This window comes from Cyanothece sp. BG0011, from assembly GCF_003013815.1.
GTDB lineage: Bacteria > Cyanobacteriota > Cyanobacteriia > Cyanobacteriales > Microcystaceae > Crocosphaera.
This window is the reverse complement of the sequence record NZ_PRLH01000187.1, coordinates 25,798-40,676: the sequence shown is the minus strand read 5'-3', so window position 1 is coordinate 40,676 and position 14,879 is coordinate 25,798. Positions and strand designations below refer to the sequence as shown.

General features: G+C 37.9%; 16 protein-coding genes. 6 read left to right on the top strand and 10 right to left on the bottom strand.

Features of this window, described 5'->3' with window-relative positions; all coding sequences use genetic code 11:
* Nucleotides 1-83: 83 nt before the first annotated feature.
* Complete coding sequence (locus C4E06_RS23635; RefSeq protein ID WP_107670823.1) at nt 84-458, bottom strand: phage holin family protein; 375 nt, start codon at nt 456-458, stop codon at nt 84-86.
* 229 nt (nt 459-687) lie between these two features.
* Between C4E06_RS23635 and C4E06_RS23630 the strand changes: the two genes are divergently transcribed.
* The 4 genes from C4E06_RS23630 (at nt 688) to C4E06_RS23615 (ending at nt 2,907) form a co-directional block, all read left to right on the top strand.
* Entirely contained in the window at nt 688-867 is a 180-nt protein-coding gene (locus C4E06_RS23630) for a YqaE/Pmp3 family membrane protein (RefSeq protein ID WP_107670822.1), read from the top strand.
* 132 nt (nt 868-999) lie between these two features.
* Complete coding sequence (locus tag C4E06_RS23625; protein WP_107670821.1) at nt 1,000-1,251, top strand: hypothetical protein; 252 nt, start codon at nt 1,000-1,002, stop codon at nt 1,249-1,251.
* Nucleotides 1,252-1,328: 77 nt separating this feature from the next.
* Nucleotides 1,329-1,988 (top strand): ComF family protein, encoded by a 660-nt coding sequence (locus tag C4E06_RS23620; protein WP_107670820.1) that lies wholly within the window; start codon nt 1,329-1,331, stop codon nt 1,986-1,988.
* A gap of 79 nt (nt 1,989-2,067) precedes the next feature.
* Entirely contained in the window at nt 2,068-2,907 is an 840-nt protein-coding gene (locus tag C4E06_RS23615; protein WP_107670819.1) for a tetratricopeptide repeat protein, read from the top strand.
* A gap of 93 nt (nt 2,908-3,000) precedes the next feature.
* Here the strand turns inward: C4E06_RS23615 and petJ are convergent, their stop codons facing one another.
* Nucleotides 3,001-3,336, bottom strand: a complete 336-nt coding sequence (petJ, locus tag C4E06_RS23610) for a cytochrome c6 PetJ (protein WP_107670818.1) — start codon at nt 3,334-3,336, stop codon at nt 3,001-3,003.
* A 244-nt stretch (nt 3,337-3,580) separates the two neighbouring features.
* On the opposite strand from petJ, the gene petE reads away from it, so the two are divergent.
* Entirely contained in the window at nt 3,581-3,940 is a 360-nt protein-coding gene (petE, locus tag C4E06_RS23605) for a plastocyanin (protein ID WP_107670817.1), read from the top strand.
* Nucleotides 3,941-4,000: 60 nt separating this feature from the next.
* Here petE and C4E06_RS23600 read toward each other — a convergent pair whose 3' ends face one another.
* From C4E06_RS23600 to C4E06_RS23580, 5 genes are all read right to left on the bottom strand, one after another.
* Entirely contained in the window at nt 4,001-4,666 is a 666-nt protein-coding gene (locus C4E06_RS23600) for a bifunctional 4-hydroxy-2-oxoglutarate aldolase/2-dehydro-3-deoxy-phosphogluconate aldolase (protein ID WP_107670816.1), read from the bottom strand.
* A 9-nt stretch (nt 4,667-4,675) separates the two neighbouring features.
* Entirely contained in the window at nt 4,676-5,788 is a 1,113-nt protein-coding gene (proB, locus tag C4E06_RS23595) for a glutamate 5-kinase (protein WP_107670815.1), read from the bottom strand.
* Between the two features lie 29 nt (nt 5,789-5,817).
* Nucleotides 5,818-6,861, bottom strand: a complete 1,044-nt coding sequence (locus C4E06_RS23590; protein ID WP_107670814.1) for a glucokinase — start codon at nt 6,859-6,861, stop codon at nt 5,818-5,820.
* 49 nt (nt 6,862-6,910) lie between these two features.
* Entirely contained in the window at nt 6,911-7,840 is a 930-nt protein-coding gene (locus tag C4E06_RS23585; protein WP_107670813.1) for a restriction endonuclease, read from the bottom strand.
* 249 nt (nt 7,841-8,089) lie between these two features.
* Nucleotides 8,090-8,929, bottom strand: coding sequence for a pentapeptide repeat-containing protein (locus C4E06_RS23580; protein WP_107670812.1), 840 nt, complete (start codon nt 8,927-8,929; stop codon nt 8,090-8,092).
* A gap of 531 nt (nt 8,930-9,460) precedes the next feature.
* On the opposite strand from C4E06_RS23580, the gene C4E06_RS23575 reads away from it, so the two are divergent.
* Nucleotides 9,461-11,275 carry an alpha/beta hydrolase gene (locus tag C4E06_RS23575; protein ID WP_107670811.1) on the top strand — a complete coding sequence of 605 codons (1,815 nt, stop codon included), beginning with the start codon at nt 9,461-9,463 and terminating at the stop codon, nt 11,273-11,275.
* Nucleotides 11,276-11,428: 153 nt separating this feature from the next.
* Here the strand turns inward: C4E06_RS23575 and C4E06_RS23570 are convergent, their stop codons facing one another.
* From C4E06_RS23570 to devC, 3 genes are all read right to left on the bottom strand, one after another.
* A complete protein-coding gene (locus C4E06_RS23570; RefSeq protein WP_107670810.1) occupies nt 11,429-12,700 on the bottom strand; it encodes a DUF3747 domain-containing protein in 1,272 nt (423 codons plus the stop codon).
* A 278-nt stretch (nt 12,701-12,978) separates the two neighbouring features.
* A complete protein-coding gene (locus C4E06_RS23565; RefSeq protein WP_107670809.1) occupies nt 12,979-13,677 on the bottom strand; it encodes a DevA family ABC transporter ATP-binding protein in 699 nt (232 codons plus the stop codon).
* A 46-nt stretch (nt 13,678-13,723) separates the two neighbouring features.
* Complete coding sequence (gene devC / locus C4E06_RS23560) at nt 13,724-14,875, bottom strand: ABC transporter permease DevC (RefSeq protein ID WP_107670808.1); 1,152 nt, start codon at nt 14,873-14,875, stop codon at nt 13,724-13,726.
* Nucleotides 14,876-14,879 lie beyond the last annotated feature (4 nt).

Genomic DNA, 14,879 nt, shown 5'->3' with positions numbered 1-14,879 from the left:
ATTTGCTTGTATTTAACTCAAAATCCTCTCCCTGCTCCCATTCTCTGACCCTCCCCTGCTACTTTTACCAGTAAGTTTTCGATCTACTGAGCATCGTTGCTGGTTAGCTTCGGATATTTCTCGGCAAAATATTCACTTAAGAAAGTGTTAACGAAAGATAAGATCACAGGAGCCAGTAAGAAAGATAGCAAGCCACTCACCCTAAACCCAGGGGCAAATGCAGACGCTAACCAAAAACAAAAGCCGTTCACCACTAAAGAAAAAGCCCCTAAGGTAACGAAGTTGAGGGGTAAGCTTAAAAAAGAGATGACAGGTTTCACTGAAACGTTAATTAAACCGATAATCAGCCCTGCAATTAACGCAGAGGGAAAATTCGCTAAGTTGACCCCCGGAAAAATAATGTCAACCACTAATAAACTGAGAGCCGTTCCTAATAATGTTAATAGATTCCTTAACATATTTATCTCCTAAACTTTAACAAAAATATATTTTTTCTAACGCTAGACAGTAATAATTTAACAAACTCTCTCTAATATTTTATCTGTCTAACGAGATAAGATCTTAGAGAATTACCCATTAATCGTTTCTAATTACTGCCTCATCTTTTTTTCTCTGTCTTAAGAAGGATGATATTTTATCTATTTTTTTTACCATTAAAGAAGTTGTAATTGTTATTGAAGTAAAAAGATGCAAATTTTAAAATTAATTCTATCAATTCTTGTCCCTCCCCTCGGTGTGTTTCTCATGGTGGGAGTCAATGGAACTCTTTTAATCAACATTTTGTTAACCCTGTTGGGTTGGCTTCCCGGAGCTATTCATGCGGTTTGGATTTACTCTAAACAAGCAAGAGAGGTGAATACTTACTAAACCCATCGGCGAGAAGTTCTCCAAAAAAGTGCAAAAAAAACCTTAAGAATCGTCGAAGAAACCGAAACCCTACTACTAGAATAAAGGCAGACACGATTCTTAACGCTTATTCCTGAGGATAAAGGAGACATCATGACTGTATCTCGTCAAGAACAATATTTTAATTTGATCGATCAATTAATGCGTTGTCCCAATGGAGAAGAACCTAACTTATTAACAGCACATAGCGAATTAATAGACCAGGGGTTTATTGAATCTTTGGTACAAGTTTCTACCATGATGGCTCATGAAAATAACCCCGATGGAGCAAAATTTTTAATCCATGTTGCCCGTGAATTAGCGAAAGAATTAGGCTTGTATCCTGAAGCTCCTGCCAATAGCTAAAACAGTGAGCAGTGAACAGTGAACAGTGAAGATTGAATAATAAAATTAACTGGTAACTGTTCACTGTATGAAAAATTATGTTAAAGCATATTCTGTCAATTTTCCTACAAGAAAATTGTCCTCTCTGTGAAAGGGCTACCCCGCAAGAAATTTGTGATTATTGTCAGAAACAGTTAAAAAGTTGTCAATTAAAAGATCCTAAAATATTCTGGGGAGGCGAGTTACCTTTATTCGTTTGGGGAGAATACGACGGTAAATTAAAACAAGCGATCGCAGCTTTAAAATATGATAAACATCCCAAAATCGGTGAACTTTTGGGGTTTTGTTTAGCAGAAACCTGGCAAAAGTATGCGTTAATTGATCCTAATTTATCCCCGTTAATTATTCCCATTCCTCTTCATAAAACCAAAGAAAAAAGCAGAGGATTTAATCAATCAGAAATCATAGGGAGAGGATTTTGTCAAGTCACAAAATACCCTTTAAAGAGTAACGGTTTAATTAGAGTTCGTCAAACAAAAGCTATGTTTGGGTTAAGCGTTACAGAAAAAGAAAAAAATATGAAAGGGGCGTTTCAATTAGGAAAATCTTTACAAAATACGACCTTATCTAAACCTGTTTTATTAATTGATGATATTTATACCACAGGAACAACAGTTAAAGAAGCTGTCAAAATTCTACAAAGTCAGGGAATAAAAGTATTAGGGGTGCTTGCCGTTTGTAGTCCACGTCGTTTATAATATAGCCCCAATGGTGCCATAAAATAAATTTAGTTCAGTTAAAATTAATAAATTAATTAGTTTAATTGCTTTTAAAACTATGATTAAACTCAAAAAAATATATACAATTTTACTCGTCGGGAGTGTTGTTTCTGTCACTAATATGACGTTCAATTTAACAGCAAGTTGGAGTCAACAAGAACCAGAAACCCCCGAAGAAACGGTTTTAGAAGAGTCAGAAGAAACCCCATCATTAACGGCAGTACAATGGTATAACAAAGGAGTCGATGAAATCGATGCAGGAAACTATTCAGCAGCCATAGAGGCGTTTACCGAGTCCATTAAACTGGATGAAACCGACGCAGATGCTTATTACAACCGAGGTTATTCTTACTTAGTTTCAGAGCAATTTGAAGAGGCAATTAATGATTATAATCAAGCCATTGAATTAAAGCCCGAATTTGCCTATGCTTATGGTAATCGCTGTTATGCTTACTATCAACTAAAAAATTATGAACAGGCCATTAACGATTGTTCAGAAGCCATTAAAATAGAATCAAATTATGCAGACTTTTATATCTATCTAGGGAATGCCAAAGATGATTTAAAAATGCACGAAGCAGCCATATTAGCCTACAATCAAGCCATTGCTCTCAATGAAAATAACCCTAAAGCCTATTATAATCGTGCCTTAGCTTATAATCGTTTAGGAAAGTCCCTACAAGCCGTACAAGATTATAGCAAAGCCATTCAATTTAATCCCAATTTTGCCGATGCTTATCATAACCGAGGGGTAACTCGCTTTAAACTAAAAGAAAGAGAAAAAGCGATCGCAGATTTAGAGAAAGCGGCCGAATTATTTACAGCCCAAGGTAACATAGATAACGCCCAACACGCTATCAATACCTTGAAACAATTAGAAAAAGAAGAAACCCTTTAACTGATATGCTAGTAACAAATAAAGCCTGCATCAGCAGGCTTTATCAATTAAAATAAACTATCTGGCCATAGTACAAAACCCTATGGCTTTTACTTACCAGCCTTTTTCAGCTTGCGCTAAAACATAAGCTGCCACATCTTCAATTTGTTGAGCATTTAAACGTCCTAAAAAGGCAGGCATTGCAGCTTTCCCCTTAGTTACCTGAGCAATGATGGCCTCTTCACTCAACATTTGGTTCTTTTCTAAAGCACTTTTTGTCAAGCCTTTACTAGCTCCTGCTACCACATTACCTCCTCCCATATGACAGGAGGCGCAGTTAGCGGTAAAAATGCCTTTACCTGCACCCGCATCACCGGCTAAGGCAGGGGAAACAAAACTGAAACAAAAAAAGGCAAAAAACAGTAAAATCAGGGACAATAATCTTTTCATCGTGTTCTGTGTTCTCCTTACAAAGATCAATCCGTTATTAATCTTCGCTATAACTTCTCAGTCTGTCAAAAGACGCTGTGTCAAACTTGCCAACCTGTCACAGTTTGGATTGTTAGATAGCAAAAAAAATCTTTTTTGTCCAAAGACAGCTTGTAAAAGGTCTCTCTTTTTCTTATAATCAGAAACGGACAGAAAAACAGACAAAACATCGTTTTGCCTTCAAGAACTTATAGGGAATAATATAATGTCTAAGAAATTAGGTCTACTCATTGCTACAGTTGCTTTCGTTATCTCCAGTTTCTTTGTAGCTGTTAACCCCGCAGCCGCCGAAACCGTTGAAGTTAAAATGGGTTCGGACGGTGGTATGTTAAAATTTGAACCTTCCAAGGTCGAAATTAGCCCAGGAGATACGGTTAAGTGGGTTAATAATAAGTTAGCTCCCCATAACGTTGTGGTTGAAGGAAGTTCCAAACTTTCCCACAAAGGACTTGTTTTCTCCCCTGGCGAAACCTTTGAAAGCACTTTTAACGAGCCTGGAGAATATACTTACTACTGTGAACCTCACCGTGGTGCTGGTATGGTTGGTAAGGTAATTGTCAAGTAGTTTTCATCATTCTTAACAATTCAAGAGCTTAGCCTACGAGTCTCTACTTCGTAGGCATTTTTATGGCTGAAATTCTGCAAGACGTTTCATCAACAGTTGAGCCTGTTGGGTAACCCTATCCCAGTCTTGATGAGCTAAAGCCTGATGAGGAAATAACTGACTCGATAGGCCAACAGCAATGGCTCCTGCTTCGATAAAATAGGCTGCATTATCTAAAGTCACCCCTCCTGTGGGGATTAGGGGAATCTCACCGAGAGGACCTTGTAACCCTTTGATATAGGCAACACCACCAATGGCCTGTACAGGAAAAACTTTAACACAACTGGCTCCTGCTTGCCAAGCGGTGATAATTTCCGTCGGGGATAATGCCCCAGGAATGATGGGAATGTCATGATTAATGGCTGTTTTAATCAGAGTTTGATTAACATGGGGGGTAAAACAAAATTGAATGTCGGCTGCGATCGCTTTTTCTAAGTCTTCTAGGGTTAAAATGGTACCAGTGCCAATGATGCACTCAGGTAAATCTTTTCTTAATTGTTGAATAATTTGACTTGGTTGGTAACTATTCCAAGTAATTTCAATCAGTTTCATTCCCCCGGCTGCCACGGCTTTAGCCATGTTTACCCCCTGATCGATATTATCAGTGCGAATCACAGCAATAGCACGATTTTGTTGTAATAAATGTCTCCAAGACTGGGAAGAATTAAACTGATTATTAACTGTCATCCGCTTACCTCAATTAATGACTAAATTATCTCTGTGAACGATAGTTTCTGCTCCATGATACCCTAACAATTCGGGAATTTTATCTGAATGATTGCCTTTTATTTTATCAATTTCCTCTTGACTATAATTAACAATGCCTCTTGCAATTTCTTTGCCCATTTCATTGCATAATTGAACCGCTTCTAAAGAATCAAACTCCCCTTCAACTTTAATAATTCCTGCTGCTAATAAAGACTTTCCTTTTTGAGAAATAGCCTTGACTGCACCCTTATCTAGATACAATTTTCCCCTCGGTAATAACCCATGGGCGATCCAACGTTTTCGGGCATTATCATTTTTTAATTGGGCTTCAAATTTCGTGCCAATGTCTTCGCCGTTGAGAATTTTTAAGAGGTTTTTTGGCTTCTTCCCATGGGTTATGATGGTAGTTACACCGGCTGATGTTGCCAGTCTCGCTGCTGTTAGTTTGGTTAACATTCCTCCGGTTCCCCATTGGGAGCCTTTATTGCCTGCTTTAATTTGTAATTGATCTAATTCTAAACGATTAACAAGTTTAATGGGTTTCGCATCAGGAAAGGTGCGAGGATCAGCCGAATAAAGTCGATCAACATCCGTTAAAATAAACAACCAATGGGCATTAATTAAACTAGCGACTAAAGCAGAAAGGGTATCATTATCTCCAAATTTTAACTCTTCAATCGCCACGGTGTCATTTTCATTAACAATGGGAATAACGCCTAATTCAAACAAAGCATCAAAGGTATTTTTTGCATTGACATAACAGCTACGTTCCATTAATTCCCTACGAGTCAACAAAACCTGAGCAATGGGTTGATTTAAAGCAGTAAAAAGGTCATCATAAACACGAATTAATCTACCTTGTCCCACGGCCGCAATGGCTTGTTTGGTCGCTATTTTTTTAGGTCTTTCTGTTAGCTTTAGGCGACTACAACCCACTCCCACCGCCCCCGATGAAACCAAGACAACAGAATAACCCAGTTGCCTTAATTCTGTTAATGTTTCCACCAAAGCAGCAATGGTTGATAGGGCTAATTTTCCGGTCTCTGGTTGAGCCAGACTTGAGGTGCCAATTTTGATAACAATGGTCTGGGAGTGGTTCATATAATGCTTAAAAAATAAGTATATAAACGTTATTTGGCTGCCCGTAAAGCAGCGCCAATTAAACCCACTTTGGGATTTAAAATAACATGAACAGGCATTTTAGATAAGAGTGAACTCATGCGTCCTTTGGCTTTAAAAGATTCCATAAATGACCCTTTTTTCAGTAAAGTTAATACTTTAGCGGCAATTCCACCTGCTATATATAATCCTCCGTAGGGTAAGATTTTTAAAGCTAAGTTTCCCGCTTCTGCGCCGTAAGCAGAAATAAACATTTCCATTGTTTGTTGACATAAAGCATCGTCATTTTCTAAAGCGGCTTTAGAAACTTCTGCGCTTAAATCAATGTTTTCTTCACTATTCCAAGCTTGATAAATTTCTTTTAATCGGTTAGATTCTTTGTCAGGATATTTATGACGTAAAAATTGATAAATTGCACTAATTCCCATACCAGAAACCACCCTTTCTATAGACACTCTGGGTAAATTATAGTTATCTTTAATATAGGTTAATAATTCAAATTCTAATTGATTTCGTGGGGCAAAGTCTCCATGGGAACCCTCTGAAGAAAAGACCTCATAAACTCCACTTTCTAACGGGGTCAAAAAACATTCTCCTAAACCCGTTCCGGCACCTAAAACCGCCATAGGTGTATTCAGTTTCGGTTCAATGTCTTGTAAAGAGTATACATCATCTTTTTCTAACCCTAAAATACCGTAACCAATGGCAGCAAAATCATTAATTAGATTTACTCTTTCTAAGGATAACTGTTTTTCTAAGCGATCGCTAGTTAATGACCAACTTAAATTGGTTAATTCTGAGGCATTATTAACCACCGGTCCGGCAATACCAAAACAGCCATTTTTTATGGTAATTTCTTGCTCTAATTCTTGCTTGGCTTCCTTTAAAAATTCTCTAACAATCGGTACTAAATCATCATAGTTTTGACTAGGATAAGATTTTTCATACAAGGTGGTTTGTTCCGGTAAATTTTTTACTTTTTTAGGATTTTCTGAATTAACTAAACGTAAAATGGTTTTCGTTCCTCCAATATCCCCAGCGAGTAACACAGTCATAATCAATTTATCCTCTATTTTCTTCTTTTCTTAGTTTAATCAAAAGGGGTTATTCTGTAAAATAGTCGTGATCTATTTTTTTGATAGCATAGGATTCAACTAGAGAAACCCCCACGTTATAATCAATTAATAATTCACTTAGTCTTTCCCCGTCAATTAAAATAATTTTACTGTCGATCATGGTTGTGTATTCTATTGCTTCTTTACTAAAGTTAGAAGTAGTAATAAATATGCCTTTTTTGGCTTGTTTTCCTAATAATGCACCGGCAAACTTTTGTATTTCTGGCCTGCCAACAGTATTTTCCCAACGTTTAGCTTGAATATAAATAACATCTAACCCTAATCTATCTTCTTTAATAATACCATCAATGCCCCCATCATTCACTTTTCCCACTGCTTCCCCTGCTTCTTTTCTTGATCCTCCATATCCCATAGAAATCAGTAAATCAATGACTAATTTCTCGAAAAAGTTAGGAGGATATTGTTTAATGGTTTCTAATAGTTCTTTTTTGAGTTCTTCTTTAATTTTAAGATAAATTTTTTCTAATTGTTCCTCTGGTGTTATCGTTTCGTCTATGACATTTAACTGTTGATTAGACTCAGAAGATAATAAGTTATTATTTTTATTTTTTGTATTATTGGTAAAATTAATAAATTCGGGAAAACGCTTTAAAAATTTAGCATCAATTTCTTGAATACTATTATCTTTTAAGATATATTGACCTCTTTCTGTTATTTTAAAATAGCCTCGTCTTGTACTAACTAACAGTCCTGCTTTTTTTAAATAAGTTCTTGCCCATCCTACCCTATTATCAAAAATAGCTTGTTTTCCACTGGGTAACAACTGTTTTCTTTCTTCATGAGTTAGATTAAAATGACTAGCTAAAGCTTCAATACACTCTCGTAACGAATGTTCTTGAGCATCTCCAGAATATTGAAGCAAAGGAAACATGATCGATTGATAATCAGGAATACCCATGAAATACAATGCTATTATACCGCTACGCGAAAGGCAAAAGGCAAAAGGCAAAAGGCAAAAGTAGGCTGAGACTAAGTTTCAACGGTTCAGGATGTCCTAACCTAGGCTTCAACTGCTATACCTACAATTATTAATAGTGTTTCAAAGACACCTAACTCTTGCCTATTCCCTACCCCCCACACCCCCACACCCCCCTTGAAAAGGGGGGCAGGGGGGGTTAGGGGCAGGGGGGGTTAGGGGCGGGGGGGGTTAGTCCCATTTGTGTCGTCGGGCTTCATTAATGATTTCTTGAGCTTCTTTGAGTGAAATGTCATCGGGATCTCGAAGAGATCCCCTTTGCGGTGCGCTCAAGAGTTGGGGAATGAGATGGCAGTCACGATTAGGATCTAAATCAGGTTGTTGGGAATAACGAGGCAGGGCAACATGACACAAAAAAGGTGAAGGTTTGGCTTCTAGTTGAAGCGGTTCAAGATTTTGAACCTCTCGTAAATTGAGAAAAAATAACAAAGCACCGCTCAGGTTAGCATCACTAAAGTTGGCACCACCAACTAAGGCACAGTTGAGGTGAGCATCACTAAGGTTAGCATATCTCAGGTCCGCATCACTGAGATTAGCATATCTGAGGTTAGCACCACTAAGATTGGCATATCTGAACTCAGTATTACTGAGGTCAGCACCGCTAAGGTCAGCACCAGTGAGATTAGCACCGCTAAGGTTAGCATATCTAAGATTAGCACCGCTAAGGTTAGCACATCTAAGATTAGCACCGCTAAGGTCAGCTTTACTAAGATTGGTATCTTTGAAGTCGGCACAGTTAAGATCAGCACCACTAAGATCAGCCCTCTCTGCATCCCTGGAGGCAAAGCGACGATTAAGCAACACGAACAGTCCAGCAGCACCGGTTGCAATGATGCCTAGATCCCGTAGGGGAGATTCCCCCTGTTGGTCAGTAAGCGTGCCTCTTTCGTTATGGGATAGAGGATCTTCCTCTAGCTCAAGTCTGTGATCCCAGAGTCGGTTAAGGCCCCACACCATCGAGAGTAAGACTGGAGTAGCGATCGCTCCGATTACTAATAACTTATTGTTCATGAGCAAACTTCAAAAAACTTTATATAAACAACAATCAGTACACTCAACTCTCAGACAAGTGTACCCCTTCGGTGAAACTTAACATTAGAAACCTTCGTCTACTATAAAACAAGCTCTGGTATTAGTTATGTATTCAATTGTCTTAAAGATAAAAATGAAAAGCCTTCGGGCGTCTTGCCGTGTTTCGACTCCAAAGGCGTTTTCATATCACTCTTACTCCTCACACACAAACATAATGTACCAACTTAAATACTCAAAGCCAACCTAATTTATGACACTTTCTAAATTGTCACAAGCGATCCCTGACTGAATCATCAGATAAAGATGATTAGGTAACTAGATGTATATTCGTCTTTTTCGTCACGGAAGATTGCTAAGTTAAGCTTTATAATTGGGCATACTAAGAAAAGGAATCTCACCCAGCCGGTTGGCAACTAGACAGGAAACAATCAACAATACTTCCTCGAAGGTACTGGCAATGGGAGAAACTCAAAGGTAGTCAATTTTCATTACTTTTTATTCTTTGCACCTATGAAATTTTTGAAACTGCTTTCGCCTTTTGTTTTCAACGTAGTCGGGGGTTTGTCCCCCATTTTATTATCTTTATTTGTTGGCGCATCTCCTACCTTGGCCGCCGAAAATGTTATCTTAAAAGCAGGATTACTGCATCATAAAATTGCAGTTGAAGACTTACAGAAATTGACAGAAAGTGAAGATATTCCTCATAGTTTAAAACCTTATAGTTTTTTATTAAACAGTGAAGTTAAACAAATTTTATCTCAAAGTTTTAATATCGATCCTTTAATTGCAGAACAATTTTTAGACGATCTTTTTAAAAGTGACGACGGCAAAAAATTATTAAAGCAAATGAGTCAAGCTTTACCTGATAGTGATGCCTCGGAACTTAAACAAGCGTTACAATTATTTTTAAAACAAACAAATCATTTGAGTATTATTAATTTTTTACGAGTGTATCCCCAAGAAACTGTTACTATTGATGTGTCAAAAGTAGCCCTTTTAGGGTTAAAAATGAATGGTTCTTTTTTACACAGTCGCTTGATTAATTCCCAATTAGAAAAAGGTTTCAGCAATTCTTCTCAAACCGATATTTTAGCAAAATTTGATCCCACTGCAACAGGAGATCAAACAGTTTCTATAAAAACTGCTGTCCTTTATGATCGTAGTCGCGATCGCTACATTCCCCTAGATATTTATACGGCCAAAAAAACCCACGGTCCTCTGGTAATTATGTCCCACGGATTTGCCTCAGATCGTCGTTTTCTACGCTATTTAGCCAGACATTTAGCCTCTTATGGTCTGACAGTGGTTTCTGTTGAACATCCTGGAAGTGATATTAATGCCTTAATTAAAACAGCAACAGGGATAAAATTAAGTCAAATTTTACCCTCAGCAGAATTCGTTGATCGCCCGCAAGATATTAGTTTTGTTTTAAATCGATTAAGCCTTATCAATCAAAAAAATCCCCAATTTAAAGGAAAATTTAATACTAAAAAAGTTAGTATGATTGGTCATTCTTTTGGAGGTTATACTGCCTTGGCCTTGGGGGGTGCATCCTTAGATTTGAAAAGCTTAAGACGTTTTTGTCAAAACAAATCTCCCCTAGGGCGATCGCCGGCAGATTGGTTACAATGTGCAGCAGGAGAATTACCTTATCCCCAACGAACATTTAAAGATAATCGTATCAAACAAATCATTGTTTTTAATCCCATTATTGGCGAATTATTTGGGGATAATTTATCTCAAATTAAAGTTCCCACCCTAATGTTATCCGCTTCCGATGATGGCATAACCCCCACCATTGCCCATCAATTAAAACCTTTCAAACAACTGTCCACAGAAAAATATATGATCATGGCCATGGGAGGAACTCACATGAGTATTAGTGATATGAATAGTATGAATAGTGTGATGGGACAGAGTACCCTAGTCAAAGAAGTGATGGGAATAGAAGCTGAACCTGTTCGTCAGTTAGTCAGGGGAGTTAGTTTAGCATTTATTCAACAGTTAACCCCTAAAAAATCTCAGTATAAAATGTTTTTAACTTCAAGTTATATTGAATCCTTATCCCAGGAAAATTTAAACTTTCGTATGGGTAAACAATTACCGACCAGTGTTAAAACCTGGATTAATGTAATGAATATGGAGACACCGAAAGTTAGTTTATTGTCTATTCAATCTAAATTGGCTCCTTTACAAAACATTCAACGTTATTTTATCAATGCGCGACAAATTTTCTTGCAACCTCAATATAGCACTGAAAAATTGAATGATTTATTTACAGGGTTACTTCACACCCACGACGATAACTTAGATAAGTGGAGTTAACTCATATCTTGCACCTTCGATAAACCCCCCAAACTCTACCCCCCACATCCCCCACACCCCCCACACCCCCCACACCCCCCTTTAAAAGGGGGGCAGGGGGGGTTGGGGGCAGGGGGGGTTGGGGGCAGGGGGGGTAGGCAAACTGTTAAGTGATTACTGATTTTCCGTAACGGTTTCTGCTGCTTCCCTTTGTTGCGCTGCTTGTTCGGCTTCAGCTTTCACACATTCTAAAACTCGAACCATAGCGGCCGCAGTGTAGTCACGGGTTGCTTGTTCATCAGGGGCAAACTCAGTTCCCTCTTCATTGAGAGGAGTGGCCACACCACAATAAGCCGACATTTCACTAATCACGCCATCGGCCCAACTATTGGAGGTATCTGAAAAAACAAGGGGTTCTTGGGTTTGTTGTAATTCTTGTGGTAAGTCTAGCTGATTTCTAAGATGAATAGCCATACGACGCATGGTATCCATTAACTCAGCCCGAGTAATGGGTTCACTGGGTTGTAAAGTGTTGTTAGGATTACCAAGATTGAGGAATTTCCACTGGGCCCATTTAATTTTTTTGGCACTCCAACGGGAACTATCCACATCTTTAAAAGAAACTACGTCCCGTTCGGGTGTGGCATCTAAATCTACTTTATAAACCGTTCCAATGGCATCAACGGCCATGGAAATCAACTGTTCACGGGTCACCGCTTGGTCAGGACGAAACGTATTATCATCAAATCCTGACACTAAGCCCATTTCAACCGCTTCAGCAATTTGGGCTTGATAGATGTTGTTATTAACATCAACAAAACTGATTCGAGGGGTTTGGGTGGCCGGGGTTGTGGTGGCAGGGGGTGTGTCAGGAATATCCCCACCGGCAGCGATCGCAGCTTGAGAACCGCTAAAATAGAAGTGGCCTAATACTTTCTCTTCATAGGTTCGTTTACTAAATTGCCAACCCGGATAGAGATGAACTTTCATAAACCCTTCGGCCATGCCTTTGGTACTACCGAGAACAATTTCACTGTAACCAGGGGTTCTGGGGGTTCCCACTAACACTAATTCCCCGTCACGACGGACCAAACGCAATAAATAATCTAAACCAAGATCATTACCATCGAGACGAATGGAATAACCGTTACTATCCGTAGCACGACGACAAATGCCAGTAAAGTCAAAATTGAGTAATAAAGGGTCAACTAAGACAGGATTGGAACCGCTTTCTGTCCAACAATCCCGCTTATCGGGGATTTGCTCAATTACTAACAAATCATATTTATCGTCTCCGTAGGGTCTAGCGATGGCAATAACCTTACTTTGATCTAACTGAGTTTCACTAAAGGTAGAAGCTTTAACGGGAAGATGGGAAGGGATAAAACTACCGAGGGTAACGGCGGCTAGAGTCGCTAGGTTTAGGGGTAATCTAGATATTTTCATGGTTTCAACTATAAACTTATGTTGGAGGGTTGTATTAAATAATAGCGAAAGAAAATCCTATTCATCGCTATCTGTTGACCGATTTTAGGGGTCTGGAGTTCCTCTTTCTATAGGAGTATGACAAAGGTTGTCAATTTTGAGTGAATGGGAGTGACAATTATTAGATTGACTATTAATTCTCATCATCCCCCTCAAAATTAATTTATTTTTAAGAATTTATCATAGTTTTCGTTGCCATAGAATTAATAGGATTGAAATAGATCAATAGATAATCAAGTTTAACTCACCTCTATTTCAGTCTGTTTGAGATGACCGTCTTCTAATTCTACAATGCGATCAGCTACGTCTAAAATACGATTATCATGGGTAACAATTAGAATGGTACATCCTTGTTCTTTGGCTAATTTTTGCATAATATTAACTACATCATGACCTGATTTACTATCAAGAGATGCGGTCGGTTCATCAGCTAAAACCATCTTCGGACGACTCACTAATGCACGAGCGATCGCCACTCTTTGTTTTTGTCCTCCAGAAAGGTTATGAGGATAATAATTAATCCTTTCTCCTAACCCCACTGCTTCTAAAATTTCTTGAGTTTTTTGTTTAATTTCTTCTCTGGAATATTGAGGATGTAATTCTAAAGACATGGCTACATTTTGTCTTGCCGTTAAACATTCTAAAAGGTTATGAGACTGGAAAATATAACCGATATTACGTCTAATTTTAACTAATTGATGTTTTTTGGCACCGACTAACTCTTGTCCCAACACTTTAAGACTTCCAGTTTGTGGTGATCTTAACCCTCCCATTAAGGTTAATAAGGTCGTTTTTCCCGAACCAGAAGGACCTTTTAAAATTACAACCTCCCCTGATTTTAACGTTAAATTAATATCAAAAAGGATCTGTTTTCTTAATTCTCCTTTTCCAAAATAATGATCAAGTTCTTTAATATCAATTACAGCATTATTATTCATAATTTATTTAACTGAATTGGTTTTAACTGTTCCCTGTTCCCTTGAGTTAAAAGATATCCGCCGGATCAGCAGCCCGTAATTTACCCACTGCAATAACCCCACTTATACAACACATTAAAATGGTTAAAATTAGAACCGTAATTGCTCTTGATGTTACCATCATAATCGGTAAACCCGTCGCTTTAGCTGCATTATAATACAGTAACATCGAAAAACAAACACCAGGAATAAACCCAATAATACCTAAGATAATGGCTTCTTGAAACACTAGGGTTAATAAATAAAAATCTGTGTATCCCATGGCCTTTAAAGTAGCATATTCAGGTAAATGATCAGCTACATCCGTATATAAAATCTGATAAACAATTACCGTTCCTACGATAAACCCCATAGTCGTTCCTAACGTAAAAATAAAGCCGATCGCTGTTCGAGTTCTCCAGAATTTTTTCTCATGTTGAATAAACTCTTGTTTAGAATAAAAACTAATATCTTCATAATTAAAATTTTTCCTCAAAAACTCAAGATTTTTCTCTAGATCAGCCTCCGATTTTAATTTTATGACTCCAATATCAATTAACCCTTGTTTTCGCTCAGGAAATAAGCGCAAAAAGTTAACATCGCTGGTAATAATTGTCCCATCGGCACCAAAAGAAGTCCCCACAGAAAACAGACCCCCAACTCTTATTTGACGGTTTCCTACTTCAGTTTTAACGGTTTCTCCTGAGTCAAACAATTCAGGAATCGGCCCAAATTCTTTCCGACCTAAACGATCATATAAAACCACATCTTGTTGTTTAGTGACTGATATTTGCTCTTGTACTTCAGGCAATATAATGACATTTTGATCGGGGTTTAAACCAACATTTAAAATATTCCTTGTTTTTCTCACTAGGGGATTTTTCCAAGTAGCAAGTCCGATATAAACAGGAGTAACTGTTTCGATTTGATCGACTCCTAATGTTTCGTATAATCTACGTTGAGAGAAGCTTCTAATTCCTGTTAATGTATCAGTTTTAGAATTAAGAATAAAAATATCACCATCTAAACTTTGATGCAGTTTAACGGAACTGTCAAACAAAGCATCTCTAAAACCCAATTGCATAAACATCAAAACATCAGCAAAGGTAATCCCTGCTAAGGCGACTAATAAACGGGTTTTTTCATGGGTTAACTGTAACCAAGCTAAAGGGGTTTTCATAATA

Bases quoted from the DNA above. Each gene is read 5' to 3' on its own strand.
- C4E06_RS23635 (WP_107670823.1), bottom strand. From the start codon at position 458: ATGTTAAGGAATCTATTAACATTATTAGGAACGGCTCTCAGTTTATTA.
- C4E06_RS23630 (WP_107670822.1), top strand. From the start codon at position 688: ATGCAAATTTTAAAATTAATTCTATCAATTCTTGTCCCTCCCCTCGGT.
- C4E06_RS23625 (WP_107670821.1), top strand. From the start codon at position 1,000: ATGACTGTATCTCGTCAAGAACAATATTTTAATTTGATCGATCAATTA.
- C4E06_RS23620 (WP_107670820.1), top strand. From the start codon at position 1,329: ATGTTAAAGCATATTCTGTCAATTTTCCTACAAGAAAATTGTCCTCTC.
- C4E06_RS23615 (WP_107670819.1), top strand. From the start codon at position 2,068: ATGATTAAACTCAAAAAAATATATACAATTTTACTCGTCGGGAGTGTT.
- petJ (WP_107670818.1), bottom strand. From the start codon at position 3,336: ATGAAAAGATTATTGTCCCTGATTTTACTGTTTTTTGCCTTTTTTTGT.
- petE (WP_107670817.1), top strand. From the start codon at position 3,581: ATGTCTAAGAAATTAGGTCTACTCATTGCTACAGTTGCTTTCGTTATC.
- C4E06_RS23600 (WP_107670816.1), bottom strand. From the start codon at position 4,666: ATGACAGTTAATAATCAGTTTAATTCTTCCCAGTCTTGGAGACATTTA.
- proB (WP_107670815.1), bottom strand. From the start codon at position 5,788: ATGAACCACTCCCAGACCATTGTTATCAAAATTGGCACCTCAAGTCTG.
- C4E06_RS23590 (WP_107670814.1), bottom strand. From the start codon at position 6,861: ATGACTGTGTTACTCGCTGGGGATATTGGAGGAACGAAAACCATTTTA.
- C4E06_RS23585 (WP_107670813.1), bottom strand. From the start codon at position 7,840: ATGGGTATTCCTGATTATCAATCGATCATGTTTCCTTTGCTTCAATAT.
- C4E06_RS23580 (WP_107670812.1), bottom strand. From the start codon at position 8,929: ATGAACAATAAGTTATTAGTAATCGGAGCGATCGCTACTCCAGTCTTA.
- C4E06_RS23575 (WP_107670811.1), top strand. From the start codon at position 9,461: ATGAAATTTTTGAAACTGCTTTCGCCTTTTGTTTTCAACGTAGTCGGG.
- C4E06_RS23570 (WP_107670810.1), bottom strand. From the start codon at position 12,700: ATGAAAATATCTAGATTACCCCTAAACCTAGCGACTCTAGCCGCCGTT.
- C4E06_RS23565 (WP_107670809.1), bottom strand. From the start codon at position 13,677: ATGAATAATAATGCTGTAATTGATATTAAAGAACTTGATCATTATTTT.
- devC (WP_107670808.1), bottom strand. From the start codon at position 14,875: ATGAAAACCCCTTTAGCTTGGTTACAGTTAACCCATGAAAAAACCCGT.